General features: G+C 66.5%; 17 protein-coding genes and 1 tRNA gene. All 18 read right to left on the bottom strand.

Annotated features, from left to right (window positions below; all coding sequences use genetic code 11):
- Window positions 1-6: 6 nt before the first annotated feature.
- The 18 genes from FHJ30_RS06555 to FHJ30_RS06470 all read right to left on the bottom strand — a co-directional run bounded on the left by FHJ30_RS06555 (window position 7) and on the right by FHJ30_RS06470 (window position 18,933).
- A complete protein-coding gene (locus tag FHJ30_RS06555; protein ID WP_139028499.1) occupies window positions 7-1,362 on the bottom strand; it encodes an ABC transporter substrate-binding protein in 1,356 nt (451 codons plus the stop codon).
- A gap of 213 nt (window positions 1,363-1,575) precedes the next feature.
- Window positions 1,576-1,649: transfer RNA gene (locus tag FHJ30_RS06550), tRNA-Leu, on the bottom strand.
- Window positions 1,650-1,669: 20 nt separating this feature from the next.
- Complete coding sequence (locus FHJ30_RS06545) at window positions 1,670-2,623, bottom strand: N-acetyltransferase (protein ID WP_139028498.1); 954 nt, start codon at window positions 2,621-2,623, stop codon at window positions 1,670-1,672.
- Window positions 2,624-2,769: 146 nt separating this feature from the next.
- On the bottom strand, window positions 2,770-4,263 hold the full coding sequence (locus tag FHJ30_RS06540) for an NAD(P)/FAD-dependent oxidoreductase (protein ID WP_139028497.1): 1,494 nt from the start codon (window positions 4,261-4,263) through the stop codon (window positions 2,770-2,772).
- A 35-nt stretch (window positions 4,264-4,298) separates the two neighbouring features.
- Window positions 4,299-5,708, bottom strand: a complete 1,410-nt coding sequence (locus FHJ30_RS06535) for a S8 family serine peptidase (protein ID WP_139028496.1) — start codon at window positions 5,706-5,708, stop codon at window positions 4,299-4,301.
- Between the two features lie 4 nt (window positions 5,709-5,712).
- Window positions 5,713-6,660 (bottom strand): Ppx/GppA phosphatase family protein, encoded by a 948-nt coding sequence (locus tag FHJ30_RS06530; RefSeq protein ID WP_139028495.1) that lies wholly within the window; start codon window positions 6,658-6,660, stop codon window positions 5,713-5,715.
- Entirely contained in the window at window positions 6,657-7,328 is a 672-nt protein-coding gene (locus FHJ30_RS06525) for a DUF501 domain-containing protein (RefSeq protein WP_139028494.1), read from the bottom strand. The genes FHJ30_RS06530 and FHJ30_RS06525 overlap by 4 nt, the downstream gene beginning before the upstream one ends.
- A 28-nt stretch (window positions 7,329-7,356) precedes the next feature.
- Window positions 7,357-8,031: a septum formation initiator family protein gene (locus FHJ30_RS06520; protein ID WP_139028493.1), complete on the bottom strand. Its 675-nt coding sequence runs from the start codon at window positions 8,029-8,031 to the stop codon at window positions 7,357-7,359.
- A gap of 124 nt (window positions 8,032-8,155) precedes the next feature.
- Window positions 8,156-9,436, bottom strand: a complete 1,281-nt coding sequence (gene eno, locus FHJ30_RS06515) for a phosphopyruvate hydratase (RefSeq protein ID WP_139028492.1) — start codon at window positions 9,434-9,436, stop codon at window positions 8,156-8,158.
- A gap of 119 nt (window positions 9,437-9,555) precedes the next feature.
- The gene (locus FHJ30_RS06510; RefSeq protein WP_139028780.1) at window positions 9,556-10,170 is read right to left on the bottom strand and encodes a MazG nucleotide pyrophosphohydrolase domain-containing protein; all 615 of its coding nucleotides are present in this window, start codon (window positions 10,168-10,170) and stop codon (window positions 9,556-9,558) included.
- Window positions 10,171-10,228: 58 nt separating this feature from the next.
- A complete protein-coding gene (locus tag FHJ30_RS06505; protein ID WP_139028491.1) occupies window positions 10,229-11,359 on the bottom strand; it encodes an adenosine deaminase in 1,131 nt (376 codons plus the stop codon).
- Window positions 11,360-11,398: 39 nt separating this feature from the next.
- Entirely contained in the window at window positions 11,399-12,127 is a 729-nt protein-coding gene (locus FHJ30_RS06500) for a DedA family protein (protein ID WP_139028490.1), read from the bottom strand.
- A gap of 128 nt (window positions 12,128-12,255) precedes the next feature.
- Window positions 12,256-12,885: a DedA family protein gene (locus FHJ30_RS06495; protein WP_139028489.1), complete on the bottom strand. Its 630-nt coding sequence runs from the start codon at window positions 12,883-12,885 to the stop codon at window positions 12,256-12,258.
- Window positions 12,886-12,891: 6 nt separating this feature from the next.
- Complete coding sequence (locus FHJ30_RS06490) at window positions 12,892-14,235, bottom strand: thymidine phosphorylase (RefSeq protein WP_228405556.1); 1,344 nt, start codon at window positions 14,233-14,235, stop codon at window positions 12,892-12,894.
- Entirely contained in the window at window positions 14,232-14,675 is a 444-nt protein-coding gene (locus tag FHJ30_RS06485; protein ID WP_139028488.1) for a cytidine deaminase, read from the bottom strand. Before FHJ30_RS06485 ends, FHJ30_RS06490 begins: the two co-directional genes overlap by 4 nt.
- On the bottom strand, window positions 14,662-15,984 hold the full coding sequence (locus tag FHJ30_RS06480; RefSeq protein ID WP_139028487.1) for an ABC transporter permease: 1,323 nt from the start codon (window positions 15,982-15,984) through the stop codon (window positions 14,662-14,664). Before FHJ30_RS06480 ends, FHJ30_RS06485 begins: the two co-directional genes overlap by 14 nt.
- Window positions 15,981-17,354, bottom strand: coding sequence for an ABC transporter permease (locus tag FHJ30_RS06475; RefSeq protein WP_139028486.1), 1,374 nt, complete (start codon window positions 17,352-17,354; stop codon window positions 15,981-15,983). Before FHJ30_RS06475 ends, FHJ30_RS06480 begins: the two co-directional genes overlap by 4 nt.
- A complete protein-coding gene (locus tag FHJ30_RS06470; RefSeq protein WP_139028485.1) occupies window positions 17,347-18,933 on the bottom strand; it encodes an ABC transporter ATP-binding protein in 1,587 nt (528 codons plus the stop codon). The genes FHJ30_RS06475 and FHJ30_RS06470 overlap by 8 nt, the downstream gene beginning before the upstream one ends.
- Window positions 18,934-19,043 lie beyond the last annotated feature (110 nt).

Genomic DNA, 19,043 nt, shown 5'->3' with positions numbered 1-19,043 from the left:
CGGCTGTTAGAGCTTGCCGAACTCTTCCTTGACTGCCTTGTACTTGTTGTCATCCTGGTACTCGTAGATGCCGATGTAGGCTTCCGTCGGGTCTCCGGCGTCCGAGAAGGTCACAGGACCGGACTGGCCGTCGTAGTCAGCGTCCTTGCCCTCCCTGATCAACGTGACGCAGGCGGCGTAGGACGTGCACTTCTCGCCGCCCTCGGAGACTTCCTTGAGCTTGGCCGCAATATCCACGCCCTTGGTGCTCTTCGCCGACTCGGCTGCCAGCGAGATGAGGTTCACGGCGTCATAGGACTCGCCCGCGTAGCTGTAGTCCTTGAGTGCCGGATCGACGGCCAGCAGCTTCTTCTTGAAGTTCTCCTGGGCGAACGTGCCCGGGATGGTGCCCCGCGCCCCCTTGAGGGTGCCCGGCTGGAAGTCCTTGCTGTAGTCGGACGTGTTGCCGTCCACCAGGAACATCTGCGTGGGCTTGACGCCCTTGCCCGTCATCAGCGGGACGATGCTCTTGGCCTGGTCAAAGGTGATCAGGGCAATGGCATCGGGCTTTGCCGCGATGACCTTGTCCACCTGGCTGCTGAACTGCGTGTCACCCTCGTTGAAGAGTTCCTCCGCCACAACCTGTCCGCCTGCCGCTTCAAAGGCCGACTTGATGTTCTTGGCCAGCCCGGTGCCGTACGCGTCGTTCAGGACGATCATGCCCACAGTCTGCGCGCCGCAGGTGGCCATGTAGTTGCCAAGCACCTTGCCCTGGAGAACGTCGGACGGCGCTGTACGCCAGTACAGGCCCTTGTCATCCCAGGTGGTGAAGTCCGGTGAGGTGTTGGCCGGTGAGAACTGGATAACGCCCGCGCCGGTGATCTGGTTGATGACCGTCTTGGATACGCCCGAGGATGCTGCACCGATAATGGCGCTGACGCCCTGGCCCAGCAACGCGGACGTGGACTGCGTGGCGATGTCCGTCTTGGTGTCACCGGAATCGCGGTGGATCACTTCGACCGGCTTGCCCAGGACGCCGCCAGCCTTGTTGACTTCCTCGATGCCGAGGTTGACGCCGGCGATTTCGGGCGGGCCAAGGAAGGCCAGCGAGCCGGTGGTGGGAAGGAGCGAGCCGATCCGCAGCGGAGATTCAGTAGTGCCGGTTGACGGCGGCACGGAAGGGGTCTCGGCAGGCTGGCTGGCGGCCGCGCCTCCGCCGCCCTCAACTGCCGGACACGCGATTCCAGCTGCAGATCCGGTGGCGGAAGATTCGGTTGCCGTAGGTGTGGACGAACCGCCGCATGCCGTTGCCATGAAGGCAACGCCGATGCCAAGCGCTGTCAGCTTGGCAACGCGGGTTCCCGCCTGGGGGAATAAAGTCATTTACGAGCTCCTCGATCTAAAGGTGCGAACGGCCTTTGACACGAAAAAACCAGGTGTTCCTGATTTAGTTTTCAAGCTAATGCATATACACAGGGAAGATAAGTGACTGAGGTCACATCCTTATAACAGTAGTTGCATATGTGGAATTAAACGCCGGAAGCCGTCCGCTGCGTGCGGACGGCTTCCGTTCCCCGGGCCCTGGACCTGCTCTTGTACCCCAGGTGGGACTCGAACCCACAACACGCGGATTTTAAGTCCGCTGCCTCTGCCAATTGGGCTACTGGGGCGCCCGGTCAATGGTATCCCGTCAAACGAGCGAGAACGGTGCTGCGTACCGGAAGGTGCCGTGGATTCCGCCGGGCCAGAGTGCCAGCGGCAGCAGCTGGAAGTGGCCTCCCCACGATTCCTCGGGCGGCAGGACCCCCAGCGAGCTGGCGGGGACAAACCCAAACCGGGAGTAATACGCGGGGCTGCCCAGGAGGGCGATGCCGCTCTCCCCCGCAGCGTTCGCCCGGCCGATGGTCTCCTTCATGAGCGCCGAACCAATCCCGTGCCGCTGGAGCCGCGGCGTGACCGCAAGGGGGCCCAGCCCCAGAAGCGGGTGCTCGCCCACCCAGCCCCGGGTGCTGATAACGTGGCCCACCACCTCACCGTCCTGGACCGCCACCACACTGAACTCGGGCAAGTACTCCTCGGACTCGAAGAGCCCGCGCAGCACCCGTACTTCCACCGGCTCGCCCTCCACGGGCAACCCCGTCACCGGCGAGACGGCAAAGGCATCGGCGGTGAGGGCCAGGATAGCGTCCCGGTCCGACGGTGTTTCGCCCCGCAGCACCAGCTCCGGCGGTGTCTGCGTCGGAGCCTGCCGGCTTTGCGCGGAAAGCCCGGCAAGGACCTCCAGGGCACGGGGAGCATCCGCGACCGGCACCAGCAGGTGGTCATGGTGGAAGCCGGCCAGGACGTTGCAGCTGATCCTGGCTTCGGTCAGCGCCTTGCTCACAGCGGCGGTGAGGCCCACCGCCTCCAGTGCGGAATGCACCTCGAGGGTGATCCACGCCCCCACGAAGTCGTAGGACAGGCCTTCCTTGTCCGCTACCGCCCGGGGCAGCACCACCGTGAGGCCTTCCGCTTCGCGGACTGCCGCCTCGATACCCTCCACCAGTGCCCTGCCGTAGGGCCACAGCACGTACACGTACTCGCCGTCGCGCTGTACCGGGTGCAACCCGGCCAGCAGTGCCTCGAGGTTCTTTTCGCCCGTCATGGTGCCAGTCTAGGAGTCCGGCCGCGCCGTTGGCGGGAAGTGCCGGCACGCCCGGACGCATCCTGCCGGCCACACGCAAACGGCGGCTGCCCCCTCGAAGGGGACAGCCGCCGTCGGACGCTACTGAGCAGGGCGCGGCGCAGGCATTACTTGGCCTTGGCAGCAACCGCTTCCTTGGCGTCGGCAGCGGCTGGTGCCGCTGCCGAGGAACCGGACCCGGTGGACACCGGTGCGGGCTCCGGAGCGGGTGCAGGAGCAGCCGCCGGCCTGGGTGCCGGGGTGGCTGCTGCCACGAAGGCGCCGCGCGGGTTGTCCAGGTCCAGCAGCTGCGTGGTGTCGCGGCCTGCGAAGAAGGCGAGGATCCAGTTGAGGATCACACGGAACTTGCGCTCGAACGTGGGCATGGCCAGGCCGTGGTAGCCGCGGTGCGCAAGCCAGGCGAGTCCGCCCTTGAGGCCGATGCTGCCAACCAGGTTGATGTTGGCAACGCCCTTCCACTCGCCGAAGCCGGCTACGGCGCCCAGGTTCTTGTGCTTGTAGTCCTTGAGCGGCTTGTCCCAGCGGGAGGCCCACAGGTTCTTGGCGAGGCGCTTGGCCTGGCGGAGGGCGTGCTGGGCGTTGGGGACGCAGGTGCCGTCCGGGAGGCCCTTGCCGGTGAGGTCCGGAACGGCGGCGACGTCGCCGGCAGCCCAGGCGTTGTCGATAATGCCTTCGTCACCGGCGATGCGCAGGTCCGGGAGGACGCGGACGCGGCCGCGGGGCTCAAGCGGGAAGTCGGTGGAGCGGACCATGGGGTTGGCCTGCACGCCGGCGGTCCACACGAGGGTGTCCGCTTCGAATTCCTGGGCAGGAGTCTTGTCCGGCAGGTTGATGAGCTTGAGGGCGCCTTCAGCGCTGTCCAGCGAGGTGTTCAGGAGCACCTCGATGCCGCGGCTGCGGAGGTGCTCCACAACCCATTCGGCCTGCTTGGCGGTGACCTCGGGCATGATCCGGCCCATGGCTTCAACCAGGACGAAGCGGACTTCCTCCTGCTTGATGCGCGGGTTGTTCCGGACGGCGGCCCGGGCGAGGTCCTCCATCTCGGTGATGCACTCGATGCCGGCGAAGCCGCCGCCCACCACCACGAAGGTGAGGGCCTTGGCGCGGGCAGCGGGATCGGTCATGGTGGACGCCAGTTCGATGCGCTCCAGGACCTTGTTGCGGAGGGCGACAGCTTCCTCGATGGTCTTCAGGCCGATGCCCTTGTCCGCGAGTCCCTTGATGGGGAACGTGCGGGTGATGGCACCTGCGGCCAGGACGACGTCGAAGTACGGAACCTCGAATGGTGCCCCGCCGTCGGCGGGAGCCACCACGGCGGTCCGGTTCTCGTGGTCGATCGAGGTGACGCGGCCCTGGATCAGTTCGGTCTGCTGGAGGTGCTTGCGGTGGGAGACCACAGCGTGGCGGGCCTCGATGTTGCCGCCGGCTACCTCGGGAAGGAAGGGCTGGTAGGTCATGTAGGGCAGTGGATCCACGAGGGTGACGATGCCACCGGCATTCGCGATCTTCTTCTGCAGTTTGAGTGCTACGTACAGGCCGACGTACCCGCCGCCGACGACGAGTACCCTGGGACGGTCCTGGAGCTCTGGGGTGGTTGCCATGGGTTTAAGAATACAGCAGTTTGTGAAAATCTTCACTAACTGGGAGTTCGGCCCGTAATCTGGGTTTTGCCCTTGGGTTCCACCATCTCCACAACGCCGGTTTCCGCTTCCTCACGGAGCAGGGCCGGGTTCCTGGCCGCCCGGCGCAGCTGGACCGCGGCGGCCGCGATGATGGCCACGAACAGCAGGGCAAAACCAATCACGACGGCGGCGCCGATGGCACTGTCACGCTTCGACGGCGCCTCAGCTGCGGGCACGGTGGGTTCGGGCAGCGTAGGAACTGCACTGGGGACGTCGGTGGTGGGCAGCGGCGCGGGAGAAGCCAGGTTTCCCCTGCGGTGGACGCGGATCCATTCCGCGATGGACCCAAGCGGGTTGCCAGTGACTTCCGGAACGTTCTCCTTCAGCGCAGCCTCCGCGTTCAGCACGCCGAAGCCGTACAGCGGATCCTTGCCCGGAGCCCCGGCATCCTTGGCTGTTGACACAATCCGGTTGATCACCTGCTCGGCGCTCATGGCGGGCCACTTGGAGCGGATCAGTGCCGCCACGCCGGAAACGATGGGGGCACTGCCGGAGGTTCCCGCCCATTCGGCGTAACCGCCGCCCGGAAGGCCGCCCAGCAGGTTCTCCGCGGGCGCGGCCACGCCAATACTGATGCCCTGGGAGGACGCGTCGACACTGGCCACGCCCTTGCGGTCCAGGCCGGCCACCGTGAGGACGCCGGGGATGGTGGCCGGAGCCCCCACCTGGATGTTGCCGCCCACCCGGTTCCCGGCGGCCGCAACGATGACCACGTCCTTCTGCTCGGCGTAAAGGAACGCCGCATCCCAGCTTTGCGGCCACTGGGGAGTGGTGCTGCCGAGCGAGATGTTGATGACCTTTGCCCCGTTGTCCACCGCCCAGCGGACTGCCTCCGGGATCTGGTCCTGGTCGCTCTTCCCCGAGGGGTTGGTGGAGCCCAGCCAGGTGGAGACGGACAGGAGCTCAGCTTCGGGGGCCACTCCTACGATTCCCTCCGGGGGCAGGCCGGCGGGGCCCGGCGTCGGACTGGGGCTGGCGCTGGCCGGCTGGTGGCCGCGCCCGGCAAGCATGGTGGCCACCAGGGTGCCGTGTTCCGGCTTGACGCCCACGCTCTTCTGTCCGTCCGGCTGGCCCGAGCCGGAGGCGTCGTAGCCGCCGGTCACTGCGCCCTTCAAGTCCGGGTGCTGCGCGTCAATGCCGCTGTCGATGATGGCCACCTTCACCCCGGCGCCCTTGGAAACTTCCCAAGCCTTGGTAATGCCCGATTCAGGCAGCCAGTACTGCTTGTCCCGCCACTCATCCGCGTGCGCCGCAGGGGCCGCGAGAAGGCCGGTAAACAGGCAGCAGGCAGCCAGGATCAGGGCCAGCACCGCAGCTGCGGCACGGCGGAAGGGGGATGTTGCCGGTGGAATGAAGTGCCGCATCCGCTCAGCCGATGCTCAGGGCAATGCCGTCGAGGATGTCGTGCTCACTGGCGGTTGCCGTGGCGACGCGGCCGCCGGTCAGCTCCCCCAGCTGTTCGAGGATGCGCCGCCACACAAGCCCGCCGGCTCCGATCACGTCAACCCGCCCCGGGTGCATGTAGGGCAGCGCGGCCCGCTCCGACCTCGTCATTTGCAGGAGGCCGGTGGAGGCCTCCCGGACGGTTTCCAGGGGCAGTTCAGTGCCGTGGATTGCATCAGGCGAGTACTCGGCCAGTCCCAGCGCGTGCGCGGTGATGGTGGTGATGGATCCGGCCACGCCGACGACGGCGGTGGCACGTTCCAGCGGCACGTCGCGGCGGGCGCGGGCGATGGCTGCGTCCACGTCCGCTTCAGCGTCCGCTATCTGTTGGGGAGTGGGGGGATCGTCCTGGAGGTGCCGTTCCGTGAGGCGGACGCAACCGATGTCCACGGACTTCGCGGCGGTGACTCCCGCAGCGGTGCCCAGGACGAACTCGGTGCTGCCGCCGCCCAGGTCCACCACCAGCACTTCGTGTCCGTCCAGGATGGGCAGCACGCTGCTGGCACCGGCGAAGGACAGTGCGGCTTCCTCGTCGCCGGAGATTACCTCCGGTTCCACGCCAAGCAGGTCGCGGATACCGTCCACGAAGACCTGCCGGTTGCGTGCGTCGCGGCTGGCTGAGGTAGCAACAAACCGGACCTTGGCGGCGCCATGTTCGCGGATCAGTGCAGCATAGTCAGCTGTTGCCGCAAAAGTGCGCGCCAGCGCCTCCGGTGCCAGCTCGCCCGTTGCGTCCACTCCCTGGCCCAGCCGCACCACGCGCATTTCCCGCCACACGTCCTTGAGCGACGTGGCGCCGTTGGTCCGTTCAACGTCGGCAATCAGGAGGCGGATGGAATTGGTGCCGCAGTCAATGGCCGCCACGCGTGTCACTCCGCGGCTCCTGCCGTGTTGGCGGATTTCCGCACGGGGGCCGGCCGGCCCACAATGTCCGGCAGGCCCTGCGGCCCGTGGCGGCTCAGGTCCCTCGAAGGTGCCTCACCCGCGGTGTCCCAGGCGCCGTCGCAGTAGCACCTGTCCGCCGTCCACCATTCACTGATGGCGGCCAGCGCCTGGTCCCCGAGCGGGTTGATGCCGGGCCCCGCGGCCAGGGAGTGCCCCACCAGGACGTGCAGGCATTTGACGCGCGTGGGCATGCCTCCGGCGGAGATTCCGTCGATCTCGGGGACAGCGCCGATGCCGGACCGCTCCCCGATCGCGTTGCGGGCCGCGAGGTAATCTTCGTGGGCGGCGCGGTAGGCTGCGGACAGCTCTTCATCGCCGGCAAGCTGGTCGTTCATCTCATTCATGACGCCTGCCGCTTCGAGCCGCGACACCGCCGAGGTGATGACCGGGTGCGTCAGGTAGAAGGTGGTGGGAAACGGGGTCCCGTTGCTGAGCCGGGGAGCCGTGGCGGCCACGAGCGGATTGCCGCAGATGCAGCGGGCAGGAATTTCCACCACATCACGGACCGGCCGCCCCAACTGGCGGCTCAGGACTTCAAGGTCGTGCGCTGATGGTTGGCGGGATTCGTCCCGGGCGGCTGCCGTGTTGTGTTCCACTGTGGCGGGCCGTCCTTCCTTTTGCGGTTCAGTCTGTAGCCGCGCGCGTGATGGACTCCCACAGGGAATCCACCCACGGCAGATCGGCGGGGTCTTGTGCTGCTGCGCCGGCCTGGCTGCTGGTTTCTCCGGCCGGCAGATCGCTGCCGAAGACCCAGTAGCCGGTTTCTCCCGGCATAACCATGTTAATGCGGTCCCGGGCCTGCTGCTTCACGTAGTTGGGGTCCTGCCAGCGGGAGACCTGCTGGCGCAGGGTGTCGCCTTCCGCCTGGCGGGCAGCGATATCGGCGTTCAGCGCGTCGATCTCGGCCTTTTTGTCGAAGAAGATCTTGACTGTGGGCGCCAGCATGATGGTGATGGCAATCATCACCACGGCAAGGGCGAGCATCCGGCCGGAGAAGGCCTTGGCCGGTACCGGCTGCTGGTCTTCGTCGTCTGCGGGACCAGCCGGGCCTGCCTTGTCGGCGGTGGCGCTGCTCCCCTTGCGGCTTGCCTGTTCGGTTCCCTTGCGGGATGCCTGTTCCCGGCGTCCGGCTGGGGGATTGGCCGGTTGTGCGCTGCCAGGCTGTGGGCCCGCAGCCCCGCCGGCCTTGATGTCCTTGCCCGGGCCGAAGTCCGCCCGGATGACGTCCGCGCCCCCGGAAGCTTCCTTTGTGGAACGTGATGGGGCGACCTTGGGAACTTTGGGACGGCGGGTAGCCATGACACTCCTGAAACGCGCAGCCTGCCGGGGCCGCCACTATCTGGGCTGGAACAAGTGCTGCCGAAACAGCAACGGTGGCTATGGTCTTTCAACCATAGCCACCGTTGTTTGCTTTACGCGGCTACTAGCCCTTGAAACGCGGGAAGGCGCTGCGGCCGGCGTAGCGGGCGGCGTCGTCGAGTTCCTCTTCGATGCGCAGCAGCTGGTTGTACTTGGCCACGCGCTCGGAGCGGGCCGGGGCGCCGGTCTTGATCTGGCCGGCGTTGGTGGCCACCGAGATGTCGGCGATGGTGGTGTCCTCGGTTTCGCCGGAGCGGTGCGAGGTGATGGTGGTGTAGCCGGCGCGCTGGGCCAGGCTGACGGCGTCCAGCGTTTCGGTCAGGGAGCCGATCTGGTTGACCTTCACCAGCAGCGAGTTGGCGGTCTTGGTGTCGATGCCGCGCTGCAGGATGGAGGGGTTGGTGACGAAGAGGTCGTCGCCCACCAGCTGGACCTTGTCGCCGATGGAATCGGTCAGGGTCTTCCAGCCGTCCCAGTCGTTCTCGTCCAGCGGGTCCTCGATGGAGACCAGCGGGTAGTCCGCCACGAGCTCGGCGTAGTAGGCACTCATCTCGGCGGACGTCAGGGCCTTGCCCTCGAACTGGTAGGCGCCGTCGGTGAAGAACTCGGAGGAGGCAACGTCTAGGGCCAGTGCAATGTCCTTGCCCGGGGTGTAGCCGGCGTTCTTGATGGCTTCCTGGATCAGGTCCAGGGCCGCGCGGTTGGACGGCAGGTTCGGCGCGAAGCCGCCTTCGTCGCCCAAGCCGGTGGCGAGGCCCTTTTCCTTCAGGACGGACTTGAGGGCATGGTAGACCTCAACGCCCCAGCGCAGGCCCTCGGAGAAGGTCTCGGCACCCAGCGGGACAACCATGAATTCCTGGATGTCGACGTCGGAATCCGCGTGGGAGCCGCCGTTGAGGATGTTCATGAGCGGCACGGGCAGGACGTGCGCGTTCGGTCCGCCGAGGTACTTGTAGAGGGGCAGGTCCGCGGAGGCGGCGGCTGCGTTGGCGACGGCCAGGGAAACACCCAGGATGGCGTTGGCGCCCAGCTTGCCCTTGTTCGGGGTGCCGTCCAGGTCCAGCATGGCCTGGTCGATGCTGCGCTGGTCGGTGGCGTCGAAGCCGGTCAGGGCCGGAGCGATCTGGTCGATGATCGCGTCAACAGCCTTCTGGACGCCCTTGCCGAGGTAACGGCCCTTGTCGCCGTCGCGCAGTTCAACAGCCTCGTGCTCGCCGGTGGAAGCACCGGAGGGGACTGCGGCGCGGCCGATCTGGCCGTCGGAGAGCAGGACCTCAACTTCTACGGTCGGGTTGCCGCGGGAATCGAGGATTTCGCGGGCGTGGATGGCATCGATAAGCGCCATGAATTTGCTCCTTATGGGCGATTAACGGGGGGATCTTGCAGAAAGACTCGACGTACTCGTCACAGACCAGCGTAGTCGAGAGTGGTGCGGGTTACGGAAAACTATCCAGCCCCCGGACGTCATGATGGTGCGGCTACCCCTGGTGGTTGCGCCGGGGCCACGCGCTGCTGGTAACGCCGGACCGCGCCCCGGAGGGCGCGCTCGGCATCGAATCCGCCTGCGTGGGCGGAATTTACGACGGCGAGCAGCATCTCGCCGAGTTCTTCTTCCGTTTCCGGAATGGGAGCGGTGGGCGGCAAGGCTGCCCCGGCCCTGGCCGCGCGGTCGATCGACTTTTGCGCCCGGGCCAGCGCGGGGAGCGCCTGGGGAATGCCCTCGAACGGATCCCGCCGCTCCGGACGCTCCGCCCGCTTCACGGCATCCCACTTCTGCACGATCTCCCGCACCGTGGCGGGAAAGGTGTCCTGCAGCGAGCCGTCAGGGCGGAACACGTGCGGGTTGCGCCGGACCATCTTGGCACCCAGGCCGCGTGCGACGTCGTCGAACGTGAAGGCGCCGCGTTCCTCGGCGAGCCGGGCGTGCAGCACCACCTGGAGCAGGACGTCGCCCAGCTCGCCCTGGAGCTCGGCATCGGAGTCCTTCTCCCCGGGCACGCCGGCCTCGATGGTCTCTGCCACCTCGAACGCTTCTTCCAGCAGGTATTCCACCAGGGAAGCATGGGTCAGGGCACCCATCCAGGGGCAGTGCTCGCGGAGTTGCGCTATGACCGTCACCAGTCTCTCCGCGGGTGTTTCAGCCAAGGTTCGCGTAGGTGTCGTTGATGTACTCCACCAGCGCTTCCTTCTCCTCGAGCGGCAGGAAGGCAGCTTCGGCTGCGTTGAGGGTCAGCTCCAGCAGGTCATCGAGGTCGTAGTCGAAGGTTTCCACCAGCAGTTCAAACTCGTCCGTCAGGGTGACGCCGCTCATCAGCCGGTTGTCGGTGTTGATGGTGACGTTGAAGCCCAGCTGGTAGAGCATGTCCAGGGGGTGGCTTTCGATGCCCTCGCCGAATCCGGCGATCGCACCCGTCTGGAGGTTGGAGGAGGGGCAGATTTCCAGGGCGATGCCGCGGTCGCGGATCCAGCTGGAGAGGTCGCCCAGGGTGACCAGGCCGATCGTGTCCTCTGCGTCGTCGTCGAACTCCACCATGATGTCCTCGGCAAGCCGGACGCCGTGGCCGAGCCGCAGGGCGCGGCCGTCCACCAGGGCGGACTGGATGCTTTCCAGCCCTGCTGCCTCGCCGGCGTGCACGGTGGCCGGGAAGTTCTGCTGCGCCAGGTAGGTGAAGGCGTCCCGGAAGCGGGAGGGCAGGAAGCCGTCCTCGGCTCCGGCGATGTCGAAGCCGACGGCGCCCTTGTTGCGGTGGCGGACGGCGAGCTCGGCGATTTCCTGGCCGCGGTCTGCGTGGCGCATTGCGGTGATGAGCTGGCCCACCTGGATCTCGCGTCCGCTCTCCCCTACGGCTTCGACGCCTGCTTCAAGCCCTTCCTGCACCGCCTCCACGGCCTGGTCCAGCGTGAGGCCCTTCTGGAGGTGCTGCTCAGGGGCCCACCGCACTTCTCCGTACACCACGCCGTCGTCGGCGAGGTCCTCTACGAACTCCTTGGCCACCCGGTACAGGCCTTCGTGGGTCTGCATGACGGCCACCGTGTGGTCAAACGTTTCGAGGTAGCGGACCAGCGAACCGGAGTTTGCGGACTCCCGGAACCATTCGCCCAGCGCCACGGGATCGGTGGAAGGAAGCGTGTGGCCAACGGCTTCGGCCAGCTCGATGATGGTGGCCGGACGCAGTCCTCCGTCCAGGTGGTCGTGGAGGGAGACCTTGGGCAGGTTCTTCAGGTCGAAATCGATGGCAGGGGCAGCGTCAACAATGGGCTCAGTCACGTTCCCACCTTAGGGTGGGCAGGAGTTCAAAGCCAGCCGCTAATTCGCGGCAGGTTTGCCGTCCCGGGCCGCGGGAGCGAGGATGGCGGAGCTGCCGTTGGCCGGTTCCCGGGCGCCGGAAGGACCGCCGTCAAGCCACTCATCAACCTCTTCGGCGTCGTTCCGGGCCAGGTGCTTGTGCCACCAGCGCAGGACATGGTCGATGACGATTCCGAGCACGATGGCGAACACCACTGCTATGCCCGCGCTGAGCAGCGGGTTGTGGTGGAGCCAGGGGAAGGAACTGGCCAGCAGGCCGATGCCGATCGAGTAGCCCACCCAGGTGATGCAGGCGAAGGCGTCCAGCAGGAAGAAACGGCGGTGGGCGAAGCCCGTACTCCCGGCAACGTAGTTGACGGCCACCCGGCCCCACGGGATGTAGCGGGCAGTAAAAATCAGCACGGCGCCGCGTTTTTCCAGCTCGTAGCGGGCCCAGCCGAAGGCCTTCTGGACCTTGGGGCGGCGCATCCACTTCCACCGGTCAAGGCCGATCCGCCGGCCGAGCATAAACGCCATGTTGTCCCCGGCGATGGCCCCCACCAGGGCCGTCAGGCCAAGGATCCAAAGATTGGGTTCACCGCTGTGCCGGGAAAAGGCCGCCAGCGCCACGATCAGGGTCTCGCTGGGGACCACCATCGCGAAGCCGTCAACGAAAAAGAACACGAGCAGTATGGGGTAAATCCACCACTGACCAGCTGCATGGAGCACGGCCTCATTAATAAACTCCACGCGGGTCTTGCTCCTATGCAAAATGGCGTAGCCGTAGGTGACGCAGCCAAAGGCGGAAATCGTTACTTAGTGTCCCACGGCCAAGGCGCGATTCGCTACGCCCTGGCCTTTACGGAACAACGCTTCAGCTACGCTTCCGGTTCCTTCATCCGCTCCACCATCGGAGGCCTCCGGCGCAGGCGGTTGATGACCATGTCCACCACGATCCCCAGGGCAACGGCGCAAACAATGGCGATGGCTGCGCCCAAGAGGTGGTTGTCCTCGAACCACTGCCCGAAAAACAGCCCGATCCCCACGGAGTACCCGGCCCAGAGAGTCGCCGAAAGAACGGTGAGGCCGATGAAACGCAGGTGGGGATAATGCGTGAAGCCCGCTGTGAGGTTCACTGCCACCCTGCCGATCGGAACGAACCGGGCCACGAGGATGAGCGAGGCCGGGCGCTTCCGCAGTTCCCGGCCGGCCCACCGGAAGGCGCTCTGCATCCGGGAGTTCCGCATCCATCCCCATCTCCTGGTGCCAACCTTGCGGCCGATCAGGTAGGCGATGTTGTCCCCCGAAAAGGCCCCCAGCGCCGCCACCAGCATCAGGACCCAGGGGTTGGGAACGTCGGCGGTGGCGGCAACAGCTGCGAGGCCCACCACCACCGATTCGCTGGGGATGGGCGGAAAGAAGCCGTCAATGACGCAGCAGGCCAGCACCAGGACCAACACCCAGGGCTGCCCGGCTGCGGCGAGGATGAAGTCATTGATGGCCTGCATGGATCACTATGCTATTCGGTCGATGACCAGCCGCTGCGCGGGCCGGGATCCCTCGGGCGCAATGACCACCGCATGCTCCAGCGCCTCCCTGGCCCGCGCGAACCGTTCGGGCGTGTCAGTGAGCAGGGTCATCAGGGGCTCACCGGCCCGGACCACGGCGCCGGGCTTGGCATGCATGCGGACGCCGGCGCCCGCCTGCACGGCGTCCTCCTTGCGGGCACGTCCGGCTCCCAGGCGCCAGGCTGCCACACCCACGGCCAGGGCATCCAGTTCCACGAGCACCCCGTCCGCGGGGGCGTAGACAACCTCGGACTCACGGGCCACCGGGAGCTTGGCCCGCGGGTCGCCGCCCTGGGCCTCGATCATGCGGTTCCAGACGTCCATGGCGCGGCCGTCCTTGAGGGCGGCGGCCGGATCGGCGCCGGACACTCCTGCGGAGGCGAGCATTTCCTCGGCGAGCCTGACAGTCAGCTCCACCACGTCCTCCGGGCCGCCGCCGGCCAGCACCTCCACGGATTCTTCGACCTCGATGGCGTTGCCCGCGGTCAGACCCAGCGGGGTGTCCATGTTGGTCAGCAGTGCCACGGTGTTCACTCCCGCGTCCTTGCCGAGCGCCACCATGGTCTCGGCAAGCTCGCGGGCCCTGGCCTCATCCTTCATGAACGCGCCACTGCCCACCTTGACGTCCAGGACCAGTGACCCGGTCCCCTCCGCAATCTTCTTGCTCATGATGGAGGAGGCAATCAAGGGAATGGCTTCAACCGTGCCGGTGACGTCCCGCAGCGCGTAAAGCTTCCTGTCCGCCGGGGCCAGCCCCGCGCCCGCCGCGCAGATGACGGCACCGACGTCCTGGAGCTGGGCCAGGATCTCGTCATTGGAAAGGTTCGCGCGCCAGCCCGGGATGGATTCGAGCTTGTCCAGGGTGCCGCCGGTGTGGCCAAGGCCCCGGCCGGAGAGCTGCGGAACGGCAACCCCGAAGACCGCAACCAAAGGCGCGAGCGGCAGGGTGATCTTGTCCCCCACCCCGCCGGTGGAGTGCTTGTCCGACGTGTACTTCAGGCCGCCGTCGGGTCTGCGGAGGCTGGAGAAGTCCATCCGTTCACCGGAGGCGATCATGGCGGCCGTCCACCGGGCGATCTCGGTGCGGTCCATGCCGTTGAGCAGGATGGCCATGTTCAGGGCCGCCATTTGCTCGTCCGCGATGGCGCCGCGGGTGTAGGCGTCGATGGTCCAGTCGATCTGCTCCGGGCTGAGGGTGCCCTTGTCCCGTTTGATGCGGATGATGTCGACGGCGTCGAACGGTTCGGCAATGTTGTCCACTGCGCGGGTCTCTGTCACCTTGTGAGTCACTGTGCTTCCTTCAGGTGTTCGGGACCGAAGGCGTCGGGCAACACCTGGTCCATGGACTTGATGCCTTGGGTGGTCATGAGCTCCATGCCCGGGCCGCGGAACTCGTACAGCAACTGGCGGCAGCGGCCGCAGGGCATGAGGACATTGCCGCTTCCATCCACGCAGTAAAAGGCGCGCAGCAGCCCGCCGCCGGTCATGTGCAGGTTGCCCACCAGTGCGCACTCGGCGCAGAGGGTGAGGCCGTAGCTGGCATTCTCAACATTGCAGCCGCTCACGACGCGGCCATCCTGGGTCAGTGCCGCCGCGCCCACCGGGAACTTCGAGTAGGGAACGTAGGCGTGGCGCATGGCGGCGACGGCGGCGGCTTCCAGCACGGCCCAGTCGATCGCCTGTGCCGTGCCTGCGCTCGTAGTGCTGTCCACGCCGTCAGCCCTTGACATAGGGGATGCCGCTGGCCGCCGGCCCCCGGGATCTGCCCACCAGCCCGGCCACGGCAAGGACTGTCACCAGGTACGGGAGCATGGCCATGAACTGGCTTGGAACGGGTGTGCCGATGATCGTGACGATGCTCTGGAGGTTGTCCGCGAACCCGAAGAGGAGGGCTGCGAAGAAGGCTCCGATCGGGTTCCACCGGCCGAAGATCAGGGCCGCCAGGGCTATGAAGCCGCGGCCGCCGGAGATCTCTTTGGTAAAGCTGTCGATGGCCACCAGGGTGAAGAACGAACCGCCGATGCCGGCAACCGCCCCGCCAAGGGTGACGTTCCAGAACCTGGTGGCATTCACGTTGATGCCCAGGGTGTCGGCGGCCTGCGGGTGTTCGCCGACGGCCCGCACCCGGAGGCCCCAGCGCGTCTTGAACAGGCCCACCCACACCACCAGGACGGCGATGTACATGAGGTAGCCCACCAGGGACTGCCGGAAGAGGATGGGGCCGATGACGGGGATGCTGGACAGGACGGGAATTTCGATGATGTCCAGCCCCGGCGGCGAGTTGAACTGCGCCTTGTTCGCCTGCATGACCGTGCTGAAGAGGAACCCGGTCACGCCCGAAACCAGCACATTCAGGACAACGCCCACGATGATCTGGTTCACCAGGTACTTGATGCTGAACAGTGCCAGCACCATGGATACCACCGCGCCGGCCACAGCGGCTGCCAGCAGGCCGATGAACGGGTTCTGGGTCATGCTGGCCACAATGGCGGCGGTGAAGGCGCCGCCCAGCAGCTGGCCCTCGATGGCGATATTGACCACACCCACCCGTTCGCAGAGGACACCGGACAGTGATCCGAACACGAGCGGAACGGCGAGGGTCACCGAGCCGGCGATGAGGCCCGCCAGGGAGATGTTCGGGGTGCGGGCGCCGCCCACCACCCAAATGAGGAACGCGGCCACGAACAGGACGATGAACGTCACCGTCAGCCAGCCCGGGGCCGGCATGCCCTTGGTCTTGAGGTACACCGCATAGGCGGCGAGCCCCAGCAGGAGGATGGACAGCACGATGCCTCCGGCGGCCGCGTTGACCGCGAGGGCTGGCAGCTGGAAGAAGTCCTCCCCCGTGGAGATGCCAAAACTGGCGGTCTGGTTGGGGGCCATGAGGCCAAAGAACACCAGGGCGATCAGGCCGAAGGCCGCGAGCATCGCCGGCGTCCGCCAGGTGACGGGCTTGGTGGAGACGGCGGAACCTGCCTTCGTTGAGGCGTCCTTCGGCTGCGGCTTTCCGGAGCGGGGCGAGGAAACTGTTGTGCTCATGCTGCACCTCCGGTGGTTGCTGCCTTGTGGGACTTGGCGGCCTTGGCCGGCTTCCTGCGCCGCGGATTGAGGCCGAACACGGCCCTGACGAGGGGCGGTGCTGCGATAAAGAGCACGATCAGGGACTGGACCACCAGGACGATGTCGATGGGCGTGCCGGTCTGGATCTGCATCTGGACTGCCCCCGCGCGGAAGGCGCCGAACAGCAGGCCGGCAGCGAAGGTGCCCCACGGCGTCGAACGCCCCAGCAGGGCCACTGTGATGGCATCAAAGCCATAGGTGGCGGCAACGCCGTCGGTGAGGACCTTCTCGGTGCCCGCCACCTGCGCGACGCCGGACATGCCCGCCAGCCCGCCGGCGAGGGCCATCACCAGGATGGTGGAGCGGGACACGTTGATGCCCGCCGTCTGCGCCGCCTTGGGGTTTGCCCCAACTGCGCGGAACTCGAAGCCGACGGTGGAGCGGTTCAGGAGCCACCAGACCAGGACGGTGGCGGCGATGGCCAGGAGGAAGCCGAGGTGGAGCCGGTACTGGGTGCCGAAGATCTGCGGGTAGACCGCTGTGGGGTCCAGGATGGGCGAGATGGGGTTCGACTCCCCCGGCCGCTGGAACGCCGGTGTGTTCAGCAGGTACCGCAGGAAGTACAGCGCGATGTAGTTGAACATGATGGTCAGGATGACCTCGTGGGCCCCGGTGCGGGCTTTGAGGAGCCCGACCAGCCCGCCCCAGAAGGCCGCGCCGATGATCCCGGCCACCAGGACCAGGAGCAGGTGCAGGCCCATCGGCAGGTCGAGCGCGAAACCAATCCAGGCGGCCAGGATGCCTGCCACGATGATCTGGCCCTGGGCGCCGATGTTGAACAGCCCGGCGCGGAAGGCCAGTGCCACGCCCAGGCCCGCCGTGATGAGCGGGGTGGCGATGGTGAGGGTCTCCATGAACGGCGCGAATTGGGCCGCAAGGCTGTTGCCGCGGGGGTTGAAGACCGAGCCCTGGAACAAGGCGACGTAGGACCGCGTGGCCGCGTTCCAGACGGCGGAGAGGAAGTCGGTGGGCCGCGCGAAGAGGTATGTGGAGGTGGTGGCCACCTGCTTGTCCGTGCTGGCGATGAGCAGCCCGCCGATAATGAGGGCCAGCAGGACCGCCAGGACGGAGACCATGCCGCTGCCGGTGAAGATTTTCCGGAGCACAGTATCGGGACCGCCGGGGATCTTCCCGCTTTGCGCGGTGGCGGGAACAGCGGAAGGTCCCATGGCACCGCCGGCGGTATCAACGGATACGACGGCGGCCGTCCGGTCATCCGTCGCGGCGGGCTCCTGCGCTTCGGGGCCGGGCTCGCCGGCGGCGTGTTTGGGGGAATGCGTGTCAGACATGGTCGCCTCCTTCGGCGTCGGATGCGGAAGCCGTGGTGGCGGCGGAACTGTGTTCACTGCCTGTTGGCGCGGGATGTTCCTCCGGCGGGATGCCGGCCATCATGAGGCCCAGGACGTCTCGGCTGGTTCCGGCCGGAACCACGCCCACCAGTTTGCCCTTGTAGAGCACGGCAATCCTGTCGGCCAGTTCCATCACCTCGTCAAGCTCCGTGGAGACGATCATGACGGGCGTTCCGTGGTCGCGTTCAGCCACGATCCGCTTGTGCAGGAATTCGATGGATCCCACGTCCACGCCACGGGTGGGCTGGGAAGCGATAAACAGGCGCAGCGGACGGGACAGTTCGCGGGCCATCACCACCTTCTGCTGGTTGCCGCCGGAAAGCGTTCCGGCAGCAAGGGCTCCTGAAGGGGTCCGGACATCGAATTCCTCGATCCGGGTATTGGCGTTTTCCAGCACCTTGGCCGGGCTCATGCTGATGCCTTTGGCAAAGGGGGCTTGATCGTACCGGTCCAAAATCAGGTTCTCGGCAATCGAAAAAGTGCCGATAAGGCCGTCAACGGAGCGGTCCTCGGGCACGAAGCCCACGCCTGCGTTCAGCACCTCCTTGACGCTGCGGCCCACGAGCTCCTGCCCATCCAGCAGGATGGAACCGTGCACCCGGTCCTGCAGGCCCAGGATCGCCTCCGTCAGCTCGGTCTGGCCATTCCCCTGGACGCCGGCAATTGCCAGGATCTCGCCCCGGGCTATCTCAAAACTCAGGCCGTCCACTACGTACTGGCCGTTGGGGGCGATGACGGTGAGGTCCCGGACCTCGAAAGTCTTCTCCTTCGGCTGGGCCGGCGCCTTATCCAGTTTGAGGTTGACTGCACGGCCCACCATCATGGAGGCCAGTTCGGTAGGGGACGCCGCAGGGTCAGCGGTGCCGACCACTTTGCCGCGGCGGATCACCGTGATGGTGTCAGAGACTGCCTTCACTTCCCGCAGCTTGTGGGAAATGAAGACGATGGACGTTCCGCCGGACTTGAGCTGGCGCATGATGTCCAGCAGCTCGTCCGTTTCCTGCGGTGTCAGGACGGCGGTGGGTTCGTCCAGGATGAGGACCTTGGCGTTGCGGACCAGTGCCTTGATGATTTCCACGCGCTGCTGCACGCCCACCGGCAGGTCCTCCACCAGGGCGTCCGGGTCCACGTCGAAACCGTACTGGTCCGAGATCTCCTTGATCCGGCGGCGCGTTTCGTCCAGGTTGAGGAAGCCGGCCGCCTTGGTGGGCTCGGCGCCGAGCGCCACGTTCTCGGCGACGGTGAAGACAGGGACCAGCATGAAGTGCTGGTGCACCATCCCGATGCCCGCCGCCATGGCGTCCCCCGGCCCGCGGAAGGAAACAGGTTTGCCGTCAACAAGGATCTCGCCCTCGGACGGCTCGTAAAGCCCGTACAGCACATTCATGAGGGTGGATTTCCCCGCCCCGTTCTCACCCAGCAGGCAGTGGATCTGTCCGGGCTCCACCACCACGTCGATGTGGTCGTTGGCCACCAGGGTGCCAAAGCGTTTAGTAATCCCTCTGAGTTCAAGTTTCAAAACTCTGACCAATCTCGATGCGTCCGGTGATCGACCGGACGGGACATGTGGCTGCAGCACCAAGCCTAGTGGGTGCAGTGATGGGAAAGGCAGGCTGCGGCCCGGTAGGG

It is taken from the genome of Arthrobacter sp. BB-1 (assembly GCF_006151685.1).
Lineage (GTDB): Bacteria > Actinomycetota > Actinomycetes > Actinomycetales > Micrococcaceae > Arthrobacter.
The sequence above is the reverse complement of the archived record's forward strand: the minus strand, read 5'-3'. Positions and strand labels throughout refer to the sequence as shown.